This window comes from Kitasatospora sp. NPDC088391, assembly GCF_044753345.1.
Classification (GTDB): domain Bacteria; phylum Actinomycetota; class Actinomycetes; order Streptomycetales; family Streptomycetaceae; genus Kitasatospora.
On sequence record NZ_JBIVNB010000006.1, the window covers coordinates 408,468 to 429,891 of the forward strand.

The window sequence follows — 21,424 nt, forward strand, 5'->3', positions numbered from 1 at the left end:
CACCTCGTGCCGGTCAGCCGGAAGCGACGAAGGCGGCGCACGCCTCGAAACCGTGGTGCCAGGCCTGGTCCATCAGGTAGGCGCCGTTCAACCCGCCGTCCGCGAGGTCGACGAAGCGCCCGCCCCTGGTGGCGTGGGCCAGTCTGCGCAGCAGTTCGCGGCGGTCCGCCACGAAGTGGGTGGCGGCCGAGAGGAGGAGCGCGGCCGCGATGCGGGAGGGCCGCAGTCCGAGCTCGAAGGCCCGGTTCGCGAGCAGCAGGGCAGTGCCCTGCACGGCGGTGTAGGACGCCACGTGGGCCGCGCAGGCCCGGCGGCCGGCCGCCGCGGACTGCCCGGCGACGCCGTCCTGCTGGCCTTTGGTGGCAGCCTGGTGATCGGTCTGTATCCAGTGGTCGGCCACGTCCGCCGAAGCTCTGAGCAACGCGTAGACGGTGGCGAACCGGGTGGCCCGATGGGCGGCATGGGCGGCGTTCGTGTTCACGGGCGCTCCAGGTGTTCGATTGTCGTCTCGGCAACCGGCGGTCCGGGACAGGGGGTGGACACCACTGCTGCCCGGAGATCCGCACACGGGGAAGGCCGTCGCCCCGCACGGGGCGACGGCCTTCGGAGGTGCTCCCGGCCCGCGGGCCGCGGGCTTCCTACAGGTCGTAGTAGAGCTCGAACTCGTGCGGGTGGGGCCGGAGGGCGATGGGGGCGATCTCGGCGGTGCGCTTGTAGTCGATCCAGGTCTCGATCAGGTCGGTGGTGAAGACGCCGCCGGCGAGGAGGTACTCGTGGTCGGCCTCCAGGGCGTCGAGGACGGCGCCGAGGGAGGCGGGGACCTGGGGGACGGCGGCGTGCTCGTCGGGGGCGAGTTCGTAGAGGTCCTTGTCGACGGGCTCAAGAGGTTCGATCTTGTTCTTGATGCCGTCGAGGCCGGCCATCAGCATGGCGGAGAAGGCCAGGTAGGGGTTGGAGGCCGGGTCGGGGGCGCGGAACTCGATGCGCTTGGCCTTGGCGTTGGAGCCGGTGATCGGGATGCGGATCGCGGCGGACCGGTTGCGCTGCGAGTAGACCAGGTTGACGGGCGCCTCGAAGCCGGGCACCAGGCGGTGGTAGGAGTTCACCGAGGGGTTGGTGAAGGCGAGCAGCGAGGGGGCGTGCTTGAGGATGCCGCCGATGTAGTAGCGGGCGGTGTCGGAGAGGCCCGCGTAGCCCTGCTCGTCGTAGAACAGCGGGGAGCCGGCCGTCCACAGCGACTGGTGGACGTGCATGCCGGAGCCGTTGTCGCCGAAGATCGGCTTGGGCATGAAGGTCGCGGTCTTGCCGGCCCGCCAGGCGACGTTCTTGATGATGTACTTGAAGAGCATCAGGTCGTCGGCGGCGTGCAGCAGGGTGTTGAACTTGTAGTTGATCTCGGCCTGTCCGGCGGTGCCGACCTCGTGGTGCTGGCGCTCCACCTCCAGCCCGGCCTTGGCGAGTTCGAGGGACATCTCGGCGCGCAGGTCGGCGAAGTGGTCGACCGGCGGGACGGGGAAGTAGCCGCCCTTGTACTTGACCTTGTAGCCGCGGGCGTCGCCCTCCGCGGAGCCGCTGTTCCAGGCGCCGGCCACCGAGTCGATGTGGTAGTAGGACGCGTTGGCGGAGGTGTCGAAGCGCACCGAGTCGAAGACGTAGAACTCGGCCTCGGGCCCGAAGTAGGCGGTGTCGGCGATGCCGGAGGAGGCCAGGTACGCCTCGGCCTTGCGGGCGACGTTGCGCGGGTCGCGGCTGTACGCCTCGCCGGTGATCGGGTCCTGGATGAAGAAGTTGATGTTGAGGTGCTTCTCGGTGCGGAACGGGTCCAGCCGGGCGGTGGCCAGGTCGGGCACCAGGGCCATGTCGGACTCGTGGATGGCCTGGAAGCCGCGGATCGAGGAGCCGTCGAACATCAGCGTCTCGGTCGGGTCGAAGGTCGCGGCCGGGACCGAGAAGTGCTGCAGCACGCCCGGCAGGTCGCAGAACCGGACGTCGACGAACTTGATGTCGTTGTCCGCGATGTACTGCTTCACCTCGTCGGCGTTGGTGAACATCCGTACTCCTCCTCGGCGTGCGCGGTCTGAGTCTCCGTCAGGGGCGACGGGAGCCCCGGCGCAGGGGGCTCACGATAGGAACGGCCCGTTTCCGGTTCGTGACTCGCTTGTTTCCCACATGTTAACCGGGCTGCTCCGGCGGGCGGCATAGCGGTACGGTTCGGGGCAAATCCCCGCCCCCGCCGCACCCCTGGCGGCCAAGTGGTCCAGACCACTTGGCGCAGTCGGCCGCACCCGGTTCACCCCGAAGGGCTGTTACCCCGGCGCGCCGCGGCCAAGCCCGCCGGGCCGTGGCGGCGGGGCCGCCACCGGCCGGGCCCGTAAGCCCGGTTAGGGTGGATTCGTGGACACCAGAGAAGCACTCGGATCGTGGATCGACGGCCCGAAGGCGGCCGCCGAGAAGATGGGCGCCGACTTCGGCCACCGCGGCGAGCGCCTCGGCCTCCCGCGCACCGGGCCCGGCTCGATGGCCGGCCCCGGCCGCCGCCTCGGCGCGCTGTTCGTCGACGGCTGGCTGGTCAACCTGGTCGCCTACGGCCTGATCGCGGCCGGCGACGTGGGCTCCGCCAACATGTGGAGCCTCCCGCTGTTCTACGCCGTCACGGCGCTCTTCCTGGCCACCACCGGCACCACCGTCGGCAAGCGCCTGTTCGGCATGCGGGTGGTCCGGCTGGACGGCCGCCGCGCCACCATCCCGCAGGTGCTGCTGCGCACCCTGCTGCTCTGCCTGGTCGTCCCGGCCGTCGTCTGGGACCGCGACTCCCGCGGCCTGCACGACAAGGCCGTCGGCACCGTCGAGGTCCGGATCTGACGACCCGGACCGGGCCGGACGCCGAACCGCCCCGATCGGGCCGGACGCCGAACCGCCCCGCCCGCGGAGAGTCGAACGGCCCCGCCCGCGGAGAGTGGTCTCCGCCGGCGGGGCCGTGGTGTCGTACGGGGAGGGGCGGGACTAGCGGGCGCCGCCCTTGGGCATCCGGGCGCCCTTCGGCATCGGGCCCTTGGGGATCGGCGCCTTGGACAGCAGGTCGCCCAGCGCGCGCAGCCGGTCGTTGGTCTCGGTGACCTGGGCGGCGGTGATCGAGCGGGGCAGGCGCATCAGGTGGATCTGCAGCTTCTTCAGCGGGATCTCGCCCTCGCCGGTGCCCACCATGATGTCGTGCACCGGGATGTCGCCGACCACGCGGGACATCTTCTTCTTCTCGGACGCCAGCAGCGGCCGGACCCGGTTCGGGTTGCCCTCGCCGATCAGCGCGATGCCGGCCCGGCCGACCGCCCGGTAGACCGCGTCCTGGTTGCGGGTGACCGCGACCGGGGTCTGGTTCGAGCTCCAGCCGCGGCGGATGTTGCCCAGCACCGCGGCGACCGCGCCCGGCTGGCCCTCCATCTGCCCGAACGCGGCCCGCTCGGCCCGGCGGCCGAACACGATCGCGACCGCCAGCACCGCCACCACGAAACCGAGGATGCCCAGGTAGACCGGGTGGTCCAGCGCGAAGCCGATGGCGAGGAACACGCCGAAGGTCAGCAGGCCGACGCCGGCGATGATCAGGCCGATCTTGGGATCGGCCTTCTTGGTCATGACATATGCCTGGCGGATCTGTGCGAGCCGCCCAGGGGTATCGGATTTTTGCCTCGCCATACCGCTCATGGTACGTGGCGGCCCCCGCGATCATTCAAGGCGGTGCCGGTTCGTGACCCTGGTCTTTCCCCGAGCCCGGCCGGACGCGCACCCGCCGCCGCGGCACGGTTCAGGCGCTGCGCCCGGACACCCCGCCGGCCACCGGCCCGGCCGGTTCGCGCTCGCCCGCCAGCCGGCGGTTCTCGCAGACCGCGGCCCAGGCGTTCCGCCGCGCCCCCCGGATCAACAACACGTGCTCGGCCCGCCGCAGCGCGGTCCGGATTCCCGTACGCATGACCACCAACTCCTCGACCCGGGTACCGCTCCAGCGTCCCGGACGCCCGTTACCGTACGGTGACCCGCCCGTCAATGCCACGTGAAACGTCCGGGGCGGGCGTTCATTGCCCCGGACGTGCGGCGGGGGCGGGCCCGTTCGGACCCACCCCCGCGGACCGGACGGCTCAGACCGCGGCCTGCTGCTCGCGGCGCTCCAGCGCCTGGCGGTACAGCCGGCCGGCCCGGTACGAGGAGCGCACCAGCGGGCCCGACATGACACCGGCGAAGCCCAGCTCCTCGGCCTCCTCCTGGAGCTCGACGAACTCCTGCGGCTTCACCCAGCGCTCCACCGGGTGGTGGCGCAGCGAGGGCCGCAGGTACTGGGTGATGGTGATCAGCTCGCAGCCGGCGTCGACCAGGTCGGACAGCGCCTCGCTGACCTCCTCGCGGGTCTCGCCCATGCCGAGGATCAGGTTGGACTTGGTGACCAGCCCGGCCGCCCGGGCCTGGGTGATGACGTCCAGCGAGCGCTCGTAGCGGAACGCCGGACGGATCCGCTTGAAGATCCGCGGCACCGTCTCGACGTTGTGCGCCAGCACCTCGGGACGGGAGGAGAAGACCTCGGCGAGCTGCTCGGGGACGGCGTTGAAGTCCGGGATCAGCAGCTCGACGCCGGTGCGGCCGGCCTCGCGGGCGGCCGTCAGCGCGTGCACCTGGCGGACCGTCTCGGCGTACAGCCAGGAGCCGCCGTCGGCCAGGTCGTCACGGGCGACACCGGTGATGGTGGCGTAGTTCAGGTCCATCGTGACGATGGACTCGGCGACCCGGCGCGGCTCGTCCCGGTCGAACTCGGCGGGCTTGCCGGTGTCGATCTGGCAGAAGTCGCAGCGGCGGGTGCACTGGTCGCCGCCGATCAGGAAGGTCGCCTCGCGGTCCTCCCAGCACTCGAAGATGTTGGGGCAGCCCGCCTCCTGGCAGACCGTGTGCAGCCCCTCCTTCTTCACCAGCGAATGCAGGGCGTTGTACTCCGGCCCCATCTTCGCCCTGGTCTTGATCCACTCCGGCTTCCGCTCGATGGGGGTCTCGCTGTTGCGGACCTCCAGGCGGAGGAGCTTCCTGCCGTCGGGTGCGACAGCGGACACGTGCGACTCCTAGAACTAGACGGGGTACCACTCAGGGTACGCCTGTGCTTCAACGGCCTTCGTCCCGGGCCGGGCCTTCGTTCGGAAGGCAACACCGGGCGCGCCGCCCCGATTCCGTGACCGGGCGGTCCGGTCAACCGGCCGCGGGCTGCGCGGCGGCGGGCTGCGCGGCGGCGGGCTGCGCGGCGGGCTCCGGCAGCTCGGCGAACACCCCGGCCAGCGCCCGCTCCACCGGCCCGACGGCCTCGGCGACCGGGAACGGACGGCCCAGCTCGCCGGCCAGCGAGGCCACCCCGGCGTCCCGGATGCCGCACGGCACGATCTTGTCGAAGGACGTCATGTCGGGGTCGCAGTTCAGCGCGAAGCCGTGCATGGTGACGCCGCGGGCGACCCGGACGCCGATCGCCGCCAGCTTGCGGTCGTCGCCGCGCTGGCCCGCGTTGGACGGCGCGTACTCGGGCCCGGCCAGCCGCGGGTCGATGCCCAGCGGCAGGCCCATCCGCAGGGTCAGCTTGCCGATCTCCACCACCTGGGACGGGTCCACCACCGCGCCGGGGATCTCCGCGCCCAGCTTCCACACCCCGCTGCGGCCCTCGACCCGGGTGGTGTCCACCCCGAACCCGGCGCAGGCCCGGATCAGCGCCTCCTCCAGCCGGCGCACGTACGCCACCACGTCGATCGGGTCCGGCAGCTTCACGATCGGGTAGCCGACCAGCTGGCCCGGCCCGTGCCAGGTGATCTCGCCGCCCCGGTTGACCTCCACCACCGGGGTGCCGTCCAGCGGCAGGTCCGCCGGGTTGGTGCGCTTGCCCATCGTGTACACCGGGTCGTGCTCCAGCAGCAGCACGGTGTCCGGTATCTCGTCCGCGACCCGCAGCGCGTGCAGCCGCTGCTGCTCCGCCCACGCCTCCTGGTAGGGGACGGTCCGCTCGCCGATCCCCATCCGCACGAACCGCACGTTCTCGCTCACCACACGCTCCCTGCCGCCGCCCACTGGCCCAACCTCGCCACTGTACGCCGAGTGGCCGAACCTCCCGGCGGCCCCGCCCGGCCGCCCGTCCGGCACCCTTCCGAGCGCCCGGCCGCCCGCCTAGCCGCCCGCCAGCAGCAGCAGGCGCAGCGCCAGTTGCAGCTCCAGCGCCCGCTCCGGACGGCCCCAGTCCCGGCCGAGCAGCACCTCGACCCGGTCGAGGCGCTGCACCACCGTGTTGACGTGGACGTGCAGCTGGTCCTTGGCCCGGGTCAGGCTGCCGCCGCAGTCGAAGTAGGCGCGCAGGGTGCGGACCAGCTCGGTGCCGCGCTTGGCGTCGTAGTCCAGCAGCGGGCCGAGCACGCTCCGGACGAAGCCGTCCACGTCGTGGCCGTCGCCGAGCAGCACGCCGAGGAACCCCAGGTCGGCGGCGCACGCCCCGTCGCCCTCCCGGCCGAGCACCCGCAGCGCCCGCACGCAGCGCACGCCCTCCGCCCAGGCGGCGGCCAGCGCCACCGGCCCGCCCGCGGCCCGCCCGGCGCCGACCGTGACGGGCGCGCCGACCAGCCGGGCCAGCCGCTCGGCGGCCGCGGCGGCCGCCTCGCCGTCCCCGGCGCCGTCGTGCGGGACGAGCAGCACCACGCCGTCGCCGAACTCGGCGCTGATGCCGCGCGAGCCGAACAGGTAGCGGGCCGCGGCCCCGGCCAGCCGCTCCCGGGCGGCGGGGTCGGCGACCGCGGCGACCAGCACCAGGTGCGGCCGGTTCAGGTCGACGCCCAGCCGCCGCCCGCGCGCGGTCAGGCCCGCCGGGTCGCGGTCCGGCGCGGTCAGCAGGTCGGCGAGCAGCTCGCCGCGGACCCGGTTCTCGGTCTCCGCGACCGAGCGCCGCAGCAGCAGGAGCAGCGCCGTCACCACGCTCGCCCGCTCGAACACCCGCCGGTCGGCGTCGTCCAGTTCGGGCCGCCCGTGCAGCACCAGGGCGCCCAGCAGCTCCTGCCCGGCGAGCACCGCGCACACCCACTCCGCGCCGTGCCGGACCGCGTGGCCCTGGGCGCGGGAGGCGGCGACCGCCTCCGCCAGGCCGTCGGGGACGGCGCCGGGGCCGGTCAGCGGGCCGCCCTCGGCGTCGTGGACGGAGGCGGCGCCGTCCAGCAGCGCGGCCACCTCGGCGGCCACGTCGGCGACCTCCGCGCCGCGCAGCACCAGGTCGGTGAGCCGGTCGTGGGCCTGCTCGGCGCGCTGCACGGCCGCCGAGTGGGCCCGGATGACGCCGTTGGCGGCGGCCAGTTCGGCCAGCGCGGCCCGGGTGTCGGCCAGCGACTTGGCGGTGTCCAGGGCGATCGCGGCGTGCGCGGCCAGCGTGCACAGCAGCGCGACCTCGTCGGGGGAGAAGGCCCGCGGCGAGCGGTCGGCGGCGAACAGCACGCCGATCACGGTGCCGCCGAGCAGCAGCGGCACCCCGATGATCGCGACCAGGCCCTCGTCCAGCACGCCCGCGTCGATCTGGCCGGTGTGCCGGAAGCGCTCGTCGACCCGGTAGTCGTGGGTGGCGTAGGGGCGGGCGGTCTGCGCGACCAGGCCGCCGAGGCCGTCGCCGAGGCTGAGCCGCAGGGTCTGGAAGAGCGGTGACACCGAGCCGTCGGTGACCCGCATGTAGGTGTCGCCGGCCCGCTCGTCGGGGAGCGTCAGGTACGCGGTGTCGGTGCCGAGCAGCATCCGGGCCCGGCGGACGATGGCCTGCAGCACGGCGTCCAGGTCGCGGGAGGCGGCCAGGTCGCCCGCGGTGTCGAACAGGGCGGTCAACTCGGCCTCCCGCCTGCGGTGCTGACGCATCGTCCGGTGCACCCGCAGGGCCTGCCAGGTGGCGTCGTCGATCTCGCCCAGCACCTCGGCGGGCGCGCCGCGGCGGCGGGCGTCGGCGAGCACCTCGCCGAAGTCCTCGGTGGCGGCGCCGGTGGCCAGCAGGTCCAGCAGTCTGCGCAGCGCCGGCGCGGCGGTGGTGTGGCGGTCCATTCGGTCTTCCCTGTCGCTCGTGCCCCCGTTGCCCCCCGTGCGCCCCGGCCCGCCGCACGAACGGGCCGGGGCCGCGCCGCCGGACGGATGCCCGGTGGCGCGGCCCCGATCCTGCCGGAAGTGCTCAGGCCGCGGTGGCCGCCTTCACGGAGTCCACCCCGGGGCCGGCCTCCGGCCCGGCCAGGTCGGCGCCGCGGGTCTCCCGGCCGCAGAGCACCGCGAACACGGTGATCACGGCGGCGATCGCCACGTACACGGCGATCGGGGTGGCGCTGCCGTAGTCCTTGAGCAGCGCGGTGGCGATCAGCGGGGCGGGCGCGCCGGCCGCGACCGAGGAGAACTGGGCGCCGATCGAGGCCCCGGAGTAGCGGGTCCTGGTGGCGAACAGCTCGGAGAAGAACGCCGCCTGCGGGGCGTACATCATGCTGTGGAAGACCAGTCCGACGGTGATCGCGGCGACCAGCGCGGTGAAGTCCTTCGTGTCGACCATGCCGAAGAAGACGAACGCCCAGACGCCGACCCCGACCGCGCCCACCAGGTAGACCGGCTTCCGGCCGACCCGGTCGGAGAGCGCCCCGAACACCGGTATCAGCGCGAACTGGACCGCCGAGCCGATCAGCACCGCGTTCAGCGCGGTCTGCTTGGGCAGGTGGGCGTGGCCGACGGCGTACGCCAGCACGAAGGTGGTCATCACGTAGTACGAGATGTTCTCCGCCATCCGGGCGCCCATCGCCACCAGCACGTCCCGCCAGCTGTCCCGCAGCACCGCCAGCAGCGGTGGGGTCTCCTTCCCGCCCTGCCGCTCGGCCGCCGCCAGCGCCGCCTTGAACAGCGGCGACTCGTCCACCGCGAGCCGGATCCACAGGCCGACCCCCACCAGCACCGCGGACAGCAGGAACGGCACCCGCCAGCCCCAGTCCAGGAACGCGGCGTCCGACTGGACGGTCGTCATCAGCGACAGCACGCCCGCCGCCAGCAGGTTCCCGGCCGGCGCGCCGCCCTGCGGCCAGGACGCCCAGAAGCCGCGCCGCTTCGGGTCGCCGTGCTCGGAGACCAGCAGCACCGCCCCGCCCCACTCGCCGCCCAGCGCGAAGCCCTGCACCAGCCGCAGCGCCGTCAGCATCACCGGGGCGGCCACCCCGGCCTGGTCGTACGTCGGCAGGCAGCCGATCAGCGTGGTGGCCCCGCCCATCAGCAGCAGGCTCAGCACCAGCAGCCGCTTGCGGCCGATCCGGTCGCCGAAGTGCCCGAACACCAGCGCGCCCAGCGGCCGGGCGGCGAACCCGATGGCGTAGGTCAGGAAGGACAGCAGGGTGCCGGTCAGCGGATCGGCCTTCGGGAAGAACACGTGCCCGAAGACCAGCGCCGCGGCCGATCCGTAGAGGAAGTAGTCGTACCACTCGACGGTGGTGCCGATCAGCGAGGCGGCGACCACCCTGGGCAGGGAGCCGGTTCTCGCGACGTCGGGGGAGGCAGCCATGGGGGAATCCCTTGCGGACGTAGGGGCGGGGCGTAGGGGGCGGTACGGGGCGGACGGACGGTCAGTGGGCGGTCCAGCCGCCGTCCACGGGCAGGCTCGCGCCGGTGATGTACGAGGCACCCGGCGAGCACAGCCAGACGGCGAGCTGCGCCACCTCCGACGGCTCGATCAGCCGCTTCACGGCGGTGCGGTCGAGCATGATCCGCTCCACCACCTCGTCCTCGTGGATGCCGTGCGCCAGCGCCTGCGCGGCGATCTGACGCTCCACCAGGGCGGTGCGCACGTAGGCCGGGTTGATGCAGTTGCTGGTCACCCCGTACGGGGCGCCCTCCAGGGCCACCGTCTTGCTCAGGCCCTCCAGGGCGTGCTTGGCGGTCACGTACGCCGACTTGAAGGGGCTGGCCCGCAGGCCGTGCACCGAGGACACGTTGACCACCCGGCCCCAGTCCTGCTCGTACATGTGCGGCAGGGTACGGCGCAGGATGCGGAACGGGGCCTCCACCATCACCCGCTGGATCAGCGTGAACCGCTCCACCGGGAACTCGTGCACCGGCGCGACGTGCTGCAGGCCCGCGTTGTTGACCACGATGTCGGCGTCGGTCGGCAGCGCCTCCACCGCGTCCGGGTCGGACAGGTCCGCGACGTGCGCGACCCCGCCGATCCGCTCCGCCAGCTCCTCGGCGGGACCGGCCGCCAGGTCGACCACGTACACGCGGGCGCCCGCCGCGGCGAACGCCTCCGCGCAGGCCCGGCCGATGCCGGAGGCGGCCCCGGTGACCAGCGCGGTCCGGCCGTGCAGCGAGAGCTGGGGGAGCGGGGCAGAAGAGGTGTCCATGGCCGAGAACGGTAGGAATTCACGGCCCCGCCAACGATGTGGGCGGGCACCACAGCATCCCGCCCACGAGTGGTGCCGCCCACCATGCCCCCGGAACGCGGGCAGCGGCTCCCGAAGCCAAACACGCCGGGCCCGTGCTTCCTCACAACGGGCGGGGCTGGTTCACCCGTTCGGTGGACGGAGGGTCCGAATCCACCCATAGCGTCCCAATGCTCGCTACATTCGCGCCGATTCCCGATCAGGGGGCGCCGTCCCGGGCAGGAGGGGCCGGAACGGCGCCTGAGAGGTGTGGACTGCTATGCCCCAACGGCCCGTCATGGACAGCCCGGCGTACCGATCGCTCGACCCGCACGACCCGCTCGACCCGCACCCGACCGGAGCGGCCGAGACCCCTCCGCACGCCACCGGGCCGACCGGCTCCACCGCCCCCAGCGGGCGTGCCCAGAACCCCCAACTCGCCGCGCTCATCGAGGAGTCCGGCTTCTCGCACGCCGGTCTCGCCCGCCGGGTCGACCAACTCGGCCTGGAGCACGGCCTCGACCTGCGCTACGACAAGACCTCGGTCACCCGCTGGCTGCGCGGCCAGCAGCCGCGCGGCGCGACCCCCGCGCTGATCGCCGAGGTGTTCACCCGCCGGCTCGGCCGCCGCCTCACCGCCCAGGACGTCGGCCTCGACGCCTGCGCCCCGGTCTACGCCGGGCTGGAGTTCGCCGAGACCCCGCAGGAGGCCGTCGACATCGTCGCCTCCATGTGGCGCAAGGACAACGGCCCCTACGCCGAACTCCGCAAGATCGCCTTCACCCCGGCCGGACTCGTCGTCCCCAGCCGGGACTGGCTGATCGGCCGCACCGACGAACGCGTCGCCCGGGACGGCAGCACCCTCCCCCCGGAGGAGCTGCGCGCCGCCCCCGCGGGCGCCCGGGTCCCCCCGCAGGCCCCGCGCCGGCACGCCGCCCCCACCGGTGCGGAACCCGCCCCCGAGGCCCGGGAGAGCCGGCCCCCCGTCCGGGTCGGCCGCGGCGACATCGCCGCGATCCGCGCCGTCGGCGACCTGTTCCGCGCCCTCGACCACGCCTACGGCGGCGGCCACGCCCGGCAGGCCCTGGTCCGCTACCTGGAGAGCGAGGCCGAACCCATGCTCCGCGGCCGGTACGGCGAGCAGATCGGCCGGGCCCTGTTCGGCGCCGTCGCCGACCTCACCCGGCTGGCCGGCTGGACGTCCTTCGACATCTCCGCGCACGGCCTCGCCCAGCGCTACTTCGTGCAGGCCCTGCGGCTCTCCCAGGCGGCCGGGGACCGGGTCCTCGGCGGCTTCGTCCTCACCACCATGAGCCAGCAGGCCGTCCACCTCGGCCACGCCCGCGAGGCCATCCAGCTCGCCCGGGTCGCCCAGCAGGGCGTCGGCACCACCGCCGTCCCCGTCGTCCAGGCCCTGATGCACGCCGCCGAGGCCCGCGGCCACGCCCTGGCCGGCGACGTCCGGGCCTGCACCACCGCCCTGGTCCGCTGCGAACGGGCCCTCGCCACCGCCCGCCCCGCCGACGAAGTCCCGTCCTGGGCCCGCTACTTCGACGACGCCCAGCTCGCCGACGAGTTCGCCCACTGCTACCGCGACCTCCAGCAGTGGCGGCCCGCCGCCCAGCACGCCGAGAAGTCGCTCCGGCTCCGGGCCCCCGCGTACGCCCGCAGCCGCATCCTCTGCCGCCTGGTGCTCGCCTCCGCCCGCCTCGGCATGGGCGACGTGGACGAGGCCTGCTCGATGGCCACCGACGGCCTCCGGGCCGCCGGCGAGATGCGCTCCGCGCGCACCGTCGAGTACCTCCGCGACTTCCACCGCCGCCTCGCCCCCTACCGCACCACCCCCGCCGCCCGCGCCTTCGAGGAGGCCACCCGCCAGGCCGGAGTGATCTGACCCCGACCCCGCCGCACCCCGGAGGGCCCACCGGTCCTCCGGGTACAGTCTCCTTCCGCACACTGGGGGAGAGCACAGCGTGCGTTCGGACAACAGCCCTGCCACGGACCATTCCTGGCGGATCATGATGTACGTCCGGGTGGTCGCGGCGACCGGCGTCGGCGGCCTCCTCTGGGGCGCCGCGGCCGAGATGACGATCACGGGCAGCCCCGTCCCGACGATCGGCCCGGTCCTGGGCGGCTTCTTCATGACCGCCCTGGCGGGCCTGATCACCGTCCCGGTCGTCCTGCTGCCCCGCAGGGTCGCCACCAACCCCTGGCTCTGCCCCTTCTACAGTGCCGTCGCCGGAGCGGCCTGCCTGGTCACGACCGTGACGACGGTCTGCGCGGGCGACTGCGCCGACGAGGGCACCCTCTCCCTCCTCACCGGCCGCGCAGCCGCCCTCCCGCTCTCCGCCGCCCTCCTCCTCGCCCTCGCCGCCCACTGGGGCCTCCGCTCCCACCTCCGCCGCGACGCCTAGGGCTCCGCCGGGGCAGGGCTCCGCCGGGCCTGCGAAGCTCCGTCCTGGGCCCGGGGAGCGAAGCTCCAGGGGCCCGGGGAACGGCGGTGCCGAGGGGCGGGTGACCGACGGGCCGCTGTGCGCCACCCCGTTTCGGGCCGAAGGTCCTCGGCGAAAGCCCCGTCGCGCCCCGCTGTGTCCCGGCGCATCGCCTCTCGGCCCCGCCGTTCCCCGGGCCCCTGATGTCGCACCCTCGTCCGCCCGAGAATTCCCCGGGCCCCGAAAGCCGGACTGCTCACGCCGCGGCTTCCGCCACCCCCGGTACGGCGCGCAGGCCGAGGTCCTTGAGGACCGCCGTCGCGGCCCGTCGGCCCGAGACGAGTGCGCCCTGCACCGTCCCGGTGTCCCGGTGGTCGCCGCAGACGTACAGCCCGGCGAGCAGCCGGACCGAGCGGCGGAAGTGGTGCGGGGGCGGCATCGCGACCACCGCGTCGGAGACGTGGCGGACCGTCAGGAACTCCCACCCGGAGGTGTCGGTCCCGTACAGCTCGGCCAGCCGTCGCCGGACGGCGGGCTCGTCGCCGGCCGGCCCGCCGGAGTCGAAGGCGCGGCGGCCGAGGACGGTGGTGGCGATCAGGGCGCGGCCGTCGGCGGCGTAGGAGGGGTCGGCGTCGCTGAGGACGAGCGAGTGCGAGACGCCGCCGCGTTCGGCGTCCAGGAGCAGGACGGCCTCGCCCAGCGGGGAGCTCCCGGCGGCGTGGTAGTAGGTGGTGACGGGGTGGAACCCGGGCTGCCGGAGGCCGGGGACCAGGGTGGAGGCGGTCGCGGCGTCGGTGGCGACCACCACCGCGCGGGCCCGGACCCGGCCGTGCGCGGCGGTCTCCACGCCGTCGGTGCCGACCGAGGTGACCTCGACGCCGAACCGCACGGTGCCCTCGGGGAGGCGGGCGGCCAGCTGGGCGGGGACCGCCCCGATGCCGGCCGCCGGCAGACAGAGCCGGCCGAGCGCGTAGGACCGCAGCACCAGGTCGGCGACCCGGCTGGAGGTGCCGAGGGCCGGGTCGGCGAGCAGCGCGGCGAGCAGCGGCCGCAGGAAGCCGTCGACGGTGCGGGCGGGCAGGCCGCGGTCGGCGAGCGCCCGGGCGGCGGTGGTCTCGGGGCGGGCCAGCAGCCGGTGCGCGGGGGTGGCGGCGATCCGGGACAGCGCGGAGGCGAGCCGCGCCTTGTCGAGGGGGGTGCCGAGCGGGCCGCGGGTGGCGGCCTGCCGGGCCGGGGTGAGCTGCGGGTCGCCCGCCCGGTAGGTGCGGCCGCCGCTGTGTACCAGGACGCCGGGGGAGAGCGGGCGCAGCTCCAGCCGGTCGAGGTCGAGGCGGCGGCCCAGTTCGGGGTAGGCGGTGTTGAGCAGGTGGCCGCCGTGGTCGAGCCGGAAGCCGTCGAGTTCCCGGGTGGCCATCCGGCCGCCGACGCGCTCGGTGGCCTCCAGGACCTGGACGTCCAGGCCCTGGGCGGTGAGCGCGGCGGCGGCGGTCAGCCCGGCGACGCCGGCGCCGACGACCACCGCGTCGGGGTGGGCGGTACGGGCGCGGCCGGTCAGGTCGTGTGCAGGCACGAGTGGGTGCTCCCTCCCTGGTGGAGCCCTCCGCGGCCGCCGCGCGCGGCGGTGCCGGGCCCGGGTGCGGGCGGGCGGGTGCCGGGGGCGGGCAGCGGGGGCCCAGGTCATGGTCCGCACTGGTGATGCCCCGTCACCCGGCGCTCCAGACCGGCGGGTGACGCCCAATCGGCCGATCCGGCGGAAGTGGCAACGCAGTGGTGCGGATCAGTCACCCAGCGTGCCCCGGTCGGGGCACGCGCGGGCGGAACGGGCGCGCACCGTGACGACCCGCGCCCCGCGCGCCGCCCCGGTGCACCCGTGCGCCCCCTGACGTCCCGTCAACGGCCGCCCGCGGCGGCCCCGGTGCCGCTACCGCTCGCCGAGCGCCGCCGCGACGATCGCCGACACGTCCGGGTCGCGGAAGGCGAACCCGGCGTCCAGCAGGGCCCGCGGCCGGACCCGGTGGCTGCCCACCACCTCCACCGCCATGTCGCCGAGCACCGTGCGCAGCGCCCACTCCGGGACCGCGAACGCGGCGGGCCGGCCCAGCTGCCGGGACAGCTCCGCGGTCAACTCCCGGTTGGTGACCGGTTCGGGGCCGGTCAGGTTGACCGGGCCGCTCACCGGGTGGTCGATCAGGAAGCGCAGCGCGGCGACCTCGTCGGCCAGCGAGATCAGGCTCCAGTACTGCCCGCCCCCGCCGAGCCGGCCGCCGAGCCCGAGCCGGAACAGCGGCAGCAGCCGGGCCCCGGCGCCGCCCGCGGCGTCGAGCACCAGGCCGGTGCGCGGGTGCACCACGCGGATGCCGGCCGCCTCGGCGGGCCGGGCCGCGGCCTCCCACTCCACGCAGACCTCGGCCAGGAAGTCGTCGCCCGCCGGGTCGCCCTCGTCGATCGGCCGGTCCCCGGTCTGCCCGTAGTAGCCGATCGCGGAGGCGCTCACCAGCACCCGCGGCGGCTCGGCCAGCCGGGCCAGCGCGGCGGCCAGCGTCTCGGTGCCGAGCACCCGGCTGTCCCGGATCTCCCGCCGGTAGGCGTCGCTCCAGCGCCGCTCGGCGACGCCCGCGCCCGCCAGGTGGACCACCGCCTCGACACCCTCCAGCCCGGCGGCGTCGATCTGCATCAGGGACGGGTTCCAGCCGACCCCGACCGTCCCGTCCGGCCGCGGACCGGTCCGCGACCGCTGCCGCACCAGCCGCACCACCTGGTGCCCGTCCGCCAGCAGGGAGTCCACCAGCGCGGACCCGATCAAACCCGTGGAGCCTGTCACCGCGATTCGCATACCGGCCATCCTCGCAGTCCTCACACCCGTACCGCCCGCGCCCCGCCCGGCAGTTCGGCCCGCCCCCGCGACATTGCGGCTCCGCCCGGCGGAGGAACGCCTACCATGACCGCCATGCCGCTCATCGATCTGATCATCCGTCCGGCGTCCGTCCGCGACGAGCGGGTGATCCGGGCGATCGACCACGCCGTCTGGTCGCCGCTCAGCGACGTGAGCCCGCGCGGGCCCGCGGACGCCCCGGTCTTCGACCCGCGGCACACCCCCGAGCAGTACCTGCTGGCGGAGTCCGGCGGCCGGGTGCTGGGGTACGGCCGGCTGGTCCGGGAGATCCCGCTGGAGTCCAACGCGCACGTCCGGCAGATCCAGGGCCTCGGCGTGCTGCCGGAGGCCCGCGGCCTGGGCGTCGGCGACGCGCTGCTCACCGCGCTCTGCGCGGCCGCCCGCGCGGACGGGGCCCGCCGGCTGACCCTCCGGGTGCTGGGCCACAACACCCCGGCCCGCCGCCTCTACGAGCGCAACGGCTTCCAGGTGCTCGGGGTGCTGCCCGAGCACTTCCTGCTGGCGGGCCGCTACGTGGACGACGTCTGGATGGGCCGCTCCCTCGACGGCCCGCCCGCCCCGGACGCCCGGTGAAGGTTCGTCAACACACCGACGGGGCGGCCGATTCGTGACCACCGGGCGGCTCCCGGGGCCGCCCCGCGGAGCGGTACGGTAGCGCGGTGAGCACCCCGACGCCGCCCGGCTGGTACCCCGTTCCCGGCACCGGGCAGGAACGCTGGTGGAACGGCACCGCCTGGACGGACTCGTACCGCCCCGCGGGCCGGCTCAACGACGCCGTCACCCAGGCCTGGGACAGCACCCCGCTGCGCTCGCCCGAGCCCGCGCCCGGACCGGTGCCCGGGCCCCCCTCCGGCGGCAGCGGTCGCGGCCTGGTGCTCGGCGCCACCGCCGCCGTCGCGGTGGTGGTGATCGGCGCGGTCGCCGCCGCGGTGTGGGCCCTGCAGCCCACCGGCGGCAAGAAGGCCGACCCGGCGCCGACGCTGACCGTCGCGGTCTCCAGCCCCGTCCCGAGCGCGAGCCCCAGCCGCTCGGCCCGCCCGGCGCCCTCGCCGACCCCGAGCCGGAGCAGCGCCCCGGACGCCGGCGTGACGCTGGCCGACAAGGCGCACGGCTGGGGCGTCCCGCTGGCGGACGGCTGGACCGCCGAGTCCGCCAACGACAAGTCCTCGGTGGTCGAGATCTACGGCCAGTACGCCTGCAGCCAATCCCAGGACCTGTGCGTGCGCGGTCAGTTCGCGGTGGTCACCGCCCCGGTCCGGGCCGCCGACGCGAAGACCGCCGCCGAGCAGGAGATGGCGACCTTCGCGCCGAGCATCTTCGGCGAGCTGAAGTCGCACCGCGAGGAGTCGGCCGGCACGCTCACCATCGCGGACGCCAAGGGCTGGGCGATCCGCTGGTACGTCGAGCCCAAGAGCGGCCCCGGGGGCTACGTGGTGGTCGCGGCGGCCCCGGTCGACGACGGCTTCGTGATCCTGCACGGCGGCGTCGACGACGACCCGAAGGCCCCGGACGCCTCCGTCCTCGACGACATCGTCCAGGGCGTCCGCAAGGCGTCCTGAGCGGACGCCGCCGGGCACCCGGACGGCCGCCACCCGGACGGCCGCCACCCGGACGGCCGACGGGGCGGCGGCGGGGCGACGGCGGGCCTGACGGCGCGGCGGGCCGTCAGGCCCCGTACAGCTCCCACAGCCGCGGGTAGCGGAAGGCCATCGCCGCGTCGTCCGCGAAGTCGAAGGAGACGCCCTGCGCGACCGGCGGCTGCCGCACCCCGAGGTCCGGCAGCGGCAGCCCGGTGAGCCGCTCGTACGCCTCGTCGGCGGCGTAGCCCAGCTCCTCGGCGTCGCCGTCCTCCTCGTCGTCGAAGTCCGGGACCAGCCCGGCCAGCGCGTCCGGGTCGTGCACGGCGCCCTCGAAGACCTCCCGGCCCTGGCCGATCAGCCAGCAGCGGAAGTAGTCGAAGGAGTCCTCGGAGGCCCCGCCGAGCAGCAGGTGCGCGGCGCCCCACAGCTCCACCGTGTAGGCCCGCTGGAACCGCGCCTCGAACTGCCGGGCGAAGTCCAGCACCTCGTCCGGGGTGAGCCGCAGCAGGCGCTCGACCAGCGCCTCCGCCTGCTCGTCCGGGTCGCCCGCGGCCGTGTCCCGGGTGTCGTCGACCAACTGCCAGAATGCCGTCTCGTCCATCACCGCTCCAGCATCCACAATCGCCGCCGCCCGCGCACCCGCGCGGACCCCGGTCGGCACACGCCGACACACGGGAGCCCCGCACCGTCGGGGACGGTGCGGGGCTCCCGGTGACGGACCGTCAGAGGCCGAGCTCGACCTCGAACTCGCCGGCCTCCAGGATCTCCTTGACCGCGACCAGGTAGCGGGCGGCGTCCGCGCCGTCCACCAGGCGGTGGTCGTAGGAGAGCGACAGGTAGGTCATGTCGCGGATGCCGATGGCGGTGCCGCCGTCGGCCTCGATGACCACCGGGCGCTTCACGGTCGCGCCGATGCCCAGGATCGCGACCTGGTTCGGCGGGACGATGACGGTGTCGAACAGCGCACCGCGCGAACCGGTGTTGGAGATGGTGAAGGTCGCGCCGGACAGCTCGTCCGGGGTGATCTTGTTGGTGCGGACCTTCGAGGCCAGCTCCGCGGTCTTCTTCGAGATGCCGGCCAGGTTGAGGTCGCCCGCACCCTTGATGACCGGGGTCATCAGACCCTTCTCGGAGTCCACCGCGATACCGATGTTCTCGGTGTCGAAGTAGGTGATGGTGCCCTCGGCCTCGTTGATCCGGGCGTTGACGACCGCGTGGGCCTTCAGCGCCTGGGCGGCGGCCTTCACGAAGAACGGCATCGGGGACAGCTTCACGCCCTCGCGGGCCAGGAAGGAGTCCTTCGCCCGTCCGCGCAGCGCCATGATCTTGGTGACGTCCACCTCGACCACGCTGGTCAGCTGGGCCTGCTCGTGCAGGGCCTTCAGCATGTTGTCGCCGATGACCTTGCGCATCCGGGTCATCTTGACGGTCTGGCCGCGCAGCTCGGACGGCGCGGCGGCCGCCTTCGCGGGGGCGGCGGCCGGAGCGGCGGCGACCGGGGCCGGCGCGGCCTTGGCGGCCTCGGCGGCGGCGATGACGTCCTGCTTGCGGATGCGGCCGCCGACGCCGGTGCCGGCGACGGAGGCGAGCGCGACACCGTGCTCGGCGGCGAGCTTGCGCACCAGCGGGGTGACGTAGGCGTCACCCGAGTCCGCGACCGGAGCGGCGGCGACCGGGGCGGCCGGAGCAGCCACCGGGGCCGGCGCGGCCGGCGCGGCCGGAGCGGCCGGGGCGACGGGGGCAGCCGGGGCGGCGGCCACGGGGGCCGGCGCCGGGGCGGCGACCGGAGCCGGAGCGGCCGGAGCGGCCGGGGCAGCGGGAGCGGCCGGGGCAGCGGGAGCCGGAGCGGCCACCGGGGCCGGGGCGGCAGCGGCCGGAGCCGCGCCCGCGGCGCCGATCAGCGCGAGCTGGGCGCCGACCTCGGCGGTCTCGTCCTCGCCGACCAGGATCTTCACCAGGGTGCCCGCCACGGGGGAGGGGATCTCGGTGTCGACCTTGTCGGTGGAGACCTCCAGCAGCGGCTCGTCGACCTCGACGGTGTCGCCCTCGGCCTTCAGCCAGCGGGTGACGGTGCCCTCGGTGACCGACTCGCCCAGCGCGGGCAGCAGCACCGGGGTGGCGTCGCCCGCCGGAGCGGCGGCGGCCGGAGCGGCGGCCGGGGCAGCCTCGGCGACCGGCGCGGGGGCGGCGGGGGCCTCCGCCACCGGGGCGGCCGGGGCGGCGGCCGGAGCGGCCTCGGCCGCGGGGGCCGGGGCGGCGGCGGGGGCGCCGGAGCCGTCGTCGATGATCGCCAGCTCGGCGCCCACCTCGACGGTCTCGTCCTCGCCGACCTTGATCGAGGCCAGGATGCCGGAGGCCGGCGCCGGGATCTCGGTGTCGACCTTGTCGGTGGAGACCTCGAGCAGCGGCTCGTCGATCTCCACGCGCTCACCCTCGGCCTTGAGCCAACGGGTGACGGTGCCTTCGGTCACGCTCTCGCCCAGCGCGGGCAGTGTTACTGAGACCGCCATGGTTCCAGCGACTCCTATCAAGTCTTGCGTACAGGAATGAACGGGGACGGGGCGCGATCAGTCGTGCGCGTGCAGCGGCTTGCCGGCCAGCGCGAGGTGGGCCTCGCCGAGGGCCTCGGACTGGCTCGGGTGCGCGTGGATGAGCTGCGCGACCTCGGCGGGCAGGGCCTCCCAGTTGTAGATCAACTGGGCTTCGCCGACCTGCTCGCCCATGCGGGCGCCGACCATGTGGACACCCACGACGGCGCCGTCCTTGACCTGGACGAGCTTGATCTCGCCGGCGGTCTTGAGGATCTTGCTCTTGCCGTTGCCGGCCAGGTTGTACTTGAGGGTGACGACCTTCTCCTTGCCGTACTGCTCGACGGCCTTGGCCTCGGTCAGGCCGACGGACGCGACCTCCGGGTTGGAGTAGGTCACGCGCGGGATGCCGTCGTAGTCGATCGGGACGACCTTCAGGCCGGCGATCCGCTCGGCCACCAGGATGCCCTCGGCGAAGCCGACGTGGGCCAGCTGCAGGGTCGGGACCAGGTCGCCGACGGCGGAGATGGTCGGCACGTTGGTGCGCAGGTACTCGTCGACCAGGACGTAGCCGCGGTCCATCGCGACGCCCTGCTCCTCGTAGCCCAGGCCGGCCGAGACCGGGCCGCGGCCGATCGCGACGAGCAGCACGTCGGCCTCGATCGACTTGCCGTTCTCGGTGGAGACCCGGACGCCGTTCTCGGTGTACTCCACGCCGGAGAAGCGGGACTTCAGCTCGAACTTGATGCCGCGCTTGCGGAACGCGCGCTCCAGCAGCTTGGAGGAGTTCTCGTCCTCCAGCGGGACCAGGTGCGGCAGGCCCTCGACGATGGTGACCTCGACGCCGAAGGACTTCCAGACCGAGGCGAACTCGCAGCCGATGACGCCGCCGCCGAGGATGATCGCCGACTTCGGGATGTAGTCGAGCTTCAGCGCGTGGTCGGAGGAGATGATCCGGTTGCCGTCGATGTCCAGGCCCGGGATCGACCGCGGCACGGAGCCGGTCGCCAGGACGATGTGGCGGCCCTCGACGCGCTGGCCGTTCACGTCCACCGAGGTCTGCGAGGAGAGCCTGCCCTCGCCCTGGATGAAGGTGACCTTGCGGGAGGCGACCAGGCCCTGCAGGCCCTTGTACAGGCCTGCGACGACGTCGTCCTTGTACTTGTGGACGCCGTTGATGTCGATGCCCTGGAAGGTGGCGAGGACACCGAACTCGCCGGCCTCGCGGGTCTCGTCCGCGACCTCGGCGGCGTGCAGCAGCGCCTTGGTCGGGATGCAGCCGCGGTGCAGGCAGGTGCCGCCCAGCTCGCCCTTCTCGATCAGCGCGACGCTCAGCCCCAGCTGTGCGGCACGGAGCGCCGCGGCGTAACCGCCGCTTCCGCCTCCGAGAATGACTACGTCGAAAACGGTGCTGGCGTCGTTCGCCACGTCACGTCCTCCATGCAAAAGGTGCGGATCGCCGGGCCGGTCGCGGTCCGGTGGGTGAGTGCCCTTGTAAGAGCGCCCAGTCGTGCCGGAAATACATCTTTGCACTTGTTGGCGGCGGGTGGCGTCGGCGGGTGCCCCGAGGTGCGCCGGGGGCGACCCG

Annotated in this window: 19 protein-coding genes; 5 read left to right on the top strand and 14 right to left on the bottom strand. The window is 74.4% G+C overall.

Features of this window, described 5'->3' with window-relative positions; genetic code table 11:
* Positions 1-13: 13 nt before the first annotated feature.
* A complete protein-coding gene (locus tag ACIQBJ_RS21045) occupies positions 14-481 on the bottom strand; it encodes a hypothetical protein (protein ID WP_400712408.1) in 468 nt (155 codons plus the stop codon).
* Between the two features lie 157 nt (positions 482-638).
* Complete coding sequence (glnA, locus tag ACIQBJ_RS21050) at positions 639-2,051, bottom strand: type I glutamate--ammonia ligase (RefSeq protein ID WP_400712411.1); 1,413 nt, start codon at positions 2,049-2,051, stop codon at positions 639-641.
* Positions 2,052-2,394: 343 nt separating this feature from the next.
* Between glnA and ACIQBJ_RS21055 the strand changes: the two genes are divergently transcribed.
* The gene (locus ACIQBJ_RS21055) at positions 2,395-2,862 is read left to right on the top strand and encodes an RDD family protein (RefSeq protein WP_400712414.1); all 468 of its coding nucleotides are present in this window, start codon (positions 2,395-2,397) and stop codon (positions 2,860-2,862) included.
* A 141-nt stretch (positions 2,863-3,003) separates the two neighbouring features.
* Here the strand turns inward: ACIQBJ_RS21055 and ACIQBJ_RS21060 are convergent, their stop codons facing one another.
* The 7 genes from ACIQBJ_RS21060 to ACIQBJ_RS21090 all read right to left on the bottom strand — a co-directional run bounded on the left by ACIQBJ_RS21060 (position 3,004) and on the right by ACIQBJ_RS21090 (position 10,385).
* Complete coding sequence (locus ACIQBJ_RS21060; protein ID WP_400712417.1) at positions 3,004-3,690, bottom strand: DUF4191 domain-containing protein; 687 nt, start codon at positions 3,688-3,690, stop codon at positions 3,004-3,006.
* Between the two features lie 109 nt (positions 3,691-3,799).
* Positions 3,800-3,964 (bottom strand): hypothetical protein, encoded by a 165-nt coding sequence (locus ACIQBJ_RS21065; RefSeq protein ID WP_400712420.1) that lies wholly within the window; start codon positions 3,962-3,964, stop codon positions 3,800-3,802.
* A 166-nt stretch (positions 3,965-4,130) separates the two neighbouring features.
* Positions 4,131-5,087, bottom strand: coding sequence for a lipoyl synthase (gene lipA, locus ACIQBJ_RS21070; protein ID WP_400712423.1), 957 nt, complete (start codon positions 5,085-5,087; stop codon positions 4,131-4,133).
* A gap of 133 nt (positions 5,088-5,220) precedes the next feature.
* A complete protein-coding gene (gene lipB, locus ACIQBJ_RS21075; RefSeq protein ID WP_400712426.1) occupies positions 5,221-6,060 on the bottom strand; it encodes a lipoyl(octanoyl) transferase LipB in 840 nt (279 codons plus the stop codon).
* Positions 6,061-6,177: 117 nt separating this feature from the next.
* Positions 6,178-8,070, bottom strand: coding sequence for a helix-turn-helix domain-containing protein (locus tag ACIQBJ_RS21080; RefSeq protein WP_400712429.1), 1,893 nt, complete (start codon positions 8,068-8,070; stop codon positions 6,178-6,180).
* A gap of 124 nt (positions 8,071-8,194) precedes the next feature.
* Entirely contained in the window at positions 8,195-9,550 is a 1,356-nt protein-coding gene (locus ACIQBJ_RS21085) for an MFS transporter (protein ID WP_400712432.1), read from the bottom strand.
* Positions 9,551-9,611: 61 nt separating this feature from the next.
* On the bottom strand, positions 9,612-10,385 hold the full coding sequence (locus ACIQBJ_RS21090) for a 3-hydroxybutyrate dehydrogenase (protein ID WP_400712435.1): 774 nt from the start codon (positions 10,383-10,385) through the stop codon (positions 9,612-9,614).
* A 298-nt stretch (positions 10,386-10,683) separates the two neighbouring features.
* Between ACIQBJ_RS21090 and ACIQBJ_RS21095 the strand changes: the two genes are divergently transcribed.
* Together ACIQBJ_RS21095 and ACIQBJ_RS21100 are read left to right on the top strand one after the other, a co-directional pair.
* Complete coding sequence (locus ACIQBJ_RS21095; protein WP_400712438.1) at positions 10,684-12,297, top strand: regulator; 1,614 nt, start codon at positions 10,684-10,686, stop codon at positions 12,295-12,297.
* A gap of 79 nt (positions 12,298-12,376) precedes the next feature.
* Positions 12,377-12,817 carry a hypothetical protein gene (locus ACIQBJ_RS21100; RefSeq protein ID WP_400712441.1) on the top strand — a complete coding sequence of 147 codons (441 nt, stop codon included), beginning with the start codon at positions 12,377-12,379 and terminating at the stop codon, positions 12,815-12,817.
* Positions 12,818-13,091: 274 nt separating this feature from the next.
* On the opposite strand, the gene ACIQBJ_RS21105 is transcribed toward ACIQBJ_RS21100, so the two are convergent.
* Both ACIQBJ_RS21105 and ACIQBJ_RS21110 read right to left on the bottom strand, forming a co-directional pair.
* Positions 13,092-14,405 (bottom strand): FAD-dependent oxidoreductase, encoded by a 1,314-nt coding sequence (locus ACIQBJ_RS21105; protein WP_400712444.1) that lies wholly within the window; start codon positions 14,403-14,405, stop codon positions 13,092-13,094.
* A 351-nt stretch (positions 14,406-14,756) separates the two neighbouring features.
* Positions 14,757-15,677, bottom strand: coding sequence for a TIGR01777 family oxidoreductase (locus ACIQBJ_RS21110; protein WP_400712447.1), 921 nt, complete (start codon positions 15,675-15,677; stop codon positions 14,757-14,759).
* A gap of 96 nt (positions 15,678-15,773) precedes the next feature.
* On the opposite strand from ACIQBJ_RS21110, the gene ACIQBJ_RS21115 reads away from it, so the two are divergent.
* On the top strand, positions 15,774-16,301 hold the full coding sequence (locus ACIQBJ_RS21115; RefSeq protein WP_400712450.1) for a GNAT family N-acetyltransferase: 528 nt from the start codon (positions 15,774-15,776) through the stop codon (positions 16,299-16,301).
* An 86-nt stretch (positions 16,302-16,387) separates the two neighbouring features.
* The gene (locus ACIQBJ_RS21120) at positions 16,388-17,287 is read left to right on the top strand and encodes a DUF2510 domain-containing protein (RefSeq protein ID WP_400712453.1); all 900 of its coding nucleotides are present in this window, start codon (positions 16,388-16,390) and stop codon (positions 17,285-17,287) included.
* A 106-nt stretch (positions 17,288-17,393) separates the two neighbouring features.
* Here the strand turns inward: ACIQBJ_RS21120 and ACIQBJ_RS21125 are convergent, their stop codons facing one another.
* From ACIQBJ_RS21125 to lpdA, 3 genes are all read right to left on the bottom strand, one after another.
* The gene (locus ACIQBJ_RS21125) at positions 17,394-17,909 is read right to left on the bottom strand and encodes a DUF4240 domain-containing protein (RefSeq protein ID WP_400712456.1); all 516 of its coding nucleotides are present in this window, start codon (positions 17,907-17,909) and stop codon (positions 17,394-17,396) included.
* Between the two features lie 121 nt (positions 17,910-18,030).
* Positions 18,031-19,818, bottom strand: a complete 1,788-nt coding sequence (gene sucB, locus ACIQBJ_RS21130) for a 2-oxoglutarate dehydrogenase, E2 component, dihydrolipoamide succinyltransferase (protein ID WP_400712459.1) — start codon at positions 19,816-19,818, stop codon at positions 18,031-18,033.
* 57 nt (positions 19,819-19,875) lie between these two features.
* On the bottom strand, positions 19,876-21,282 hold the full coding sequence (lpdA, locus tag ACIQBJ_RS21135) for a dihydrolipoyl dehydrogenase (protein WP_400712462.1): 1,407 nt from the start codon (positions 21,280-21,282) through the stop codon (positions 19,876-19,878).
* Positions 21,283-21,424 lie beyond the last annotated feature (142 nt).

What these genes read in the sequence shown, in the direction of transcription:
- ACIQBJ_RS21110 (WP_400712447.1), bottom strand. Translation starts at nt 15,677, where the DNA reads ATGGCCGGTATGCGAATCGCGGTGACAGGCTCCACGGGTTTGATCGGG.
- ACIQBJ_RS21085 (WP_400712432.1), bottom strand. Translation starts at nt 9,550, where the DNA reads ATGGCTGCCTCCCCCGACGTCGCGAGAACCGGCTCCCTGCCCAGGGTG.
- ACIQBJ_RS21095 (WP_400712438.1), top strand. Translation starts at nt 10,684, where the DNA reads ATGCCCCAACGGCCCGTCATGGACAGCCCGGCGTACCGATCGCTCGAC.
- ACIQBJ_RS21060 (WP_400712417.1), bottom strand. Translation starts at nt 3,690, where the DNA reads ATGGCGAGGCAAAAATCCGATACCCCTGGGCGGCTCGCACAGATCCGC.
- ACIQBJ_RS21115 (WP_400712450.1), top strand. Translation starts at nt 15,774, where the DNA reads ATGACCGCCATGCCGCTCATCGATCTGATCATCCGTCCGGCGTCCGTC.
- ACIQBJ_RS21090 (WP_400712435.1), bottom strand. Translation starts at nt 10,385, where the DNA reads ATGGACACCTCTTCTGCCCCGCTCCCCCAGCTCTCGCTGCACGGCCGG.
- sucB (WP_400712459.1), bottom strand. Translation starts at nt 19,818, where the DNA reads ATGGCGGTCTCAGTAACACTGCCCGCGCTGGGCGAGAGCGTGACCGAA.
- ACIQBJ_RS21080 (WP_400712429.1), bottom strand. Translation starts at nt 8,070, where the DNA reads ATGGACCGCCACACCACCGCCGCGCCGGCGCTGCGCAGACTGCTGGAC.
- ACIQBJ_RS21065 (WP_400712420.1), bottom strand. Translation starts at nt 3,964, where the DNA reads ATGCGTACGGGAATCCGGACCGCGCTGCGGCGGGCCGAGCACGTGTTG.
- glnA (WP_400712411.1), bottom strand. Translation starts at nt 2,051, where the DNA reads ATGTTCACCAACGCCGACGAGGTGAAGCAGTACATCGCGGACAACGAC.
- ACIQBJ_RS21125 (WP_400712456.1), bottom strand. Translation starts at nt 17,909, where the DNA reads ATGGACGAGACGGCATTCTGGCAGTTGGTCGACGACACCCGGGACACG.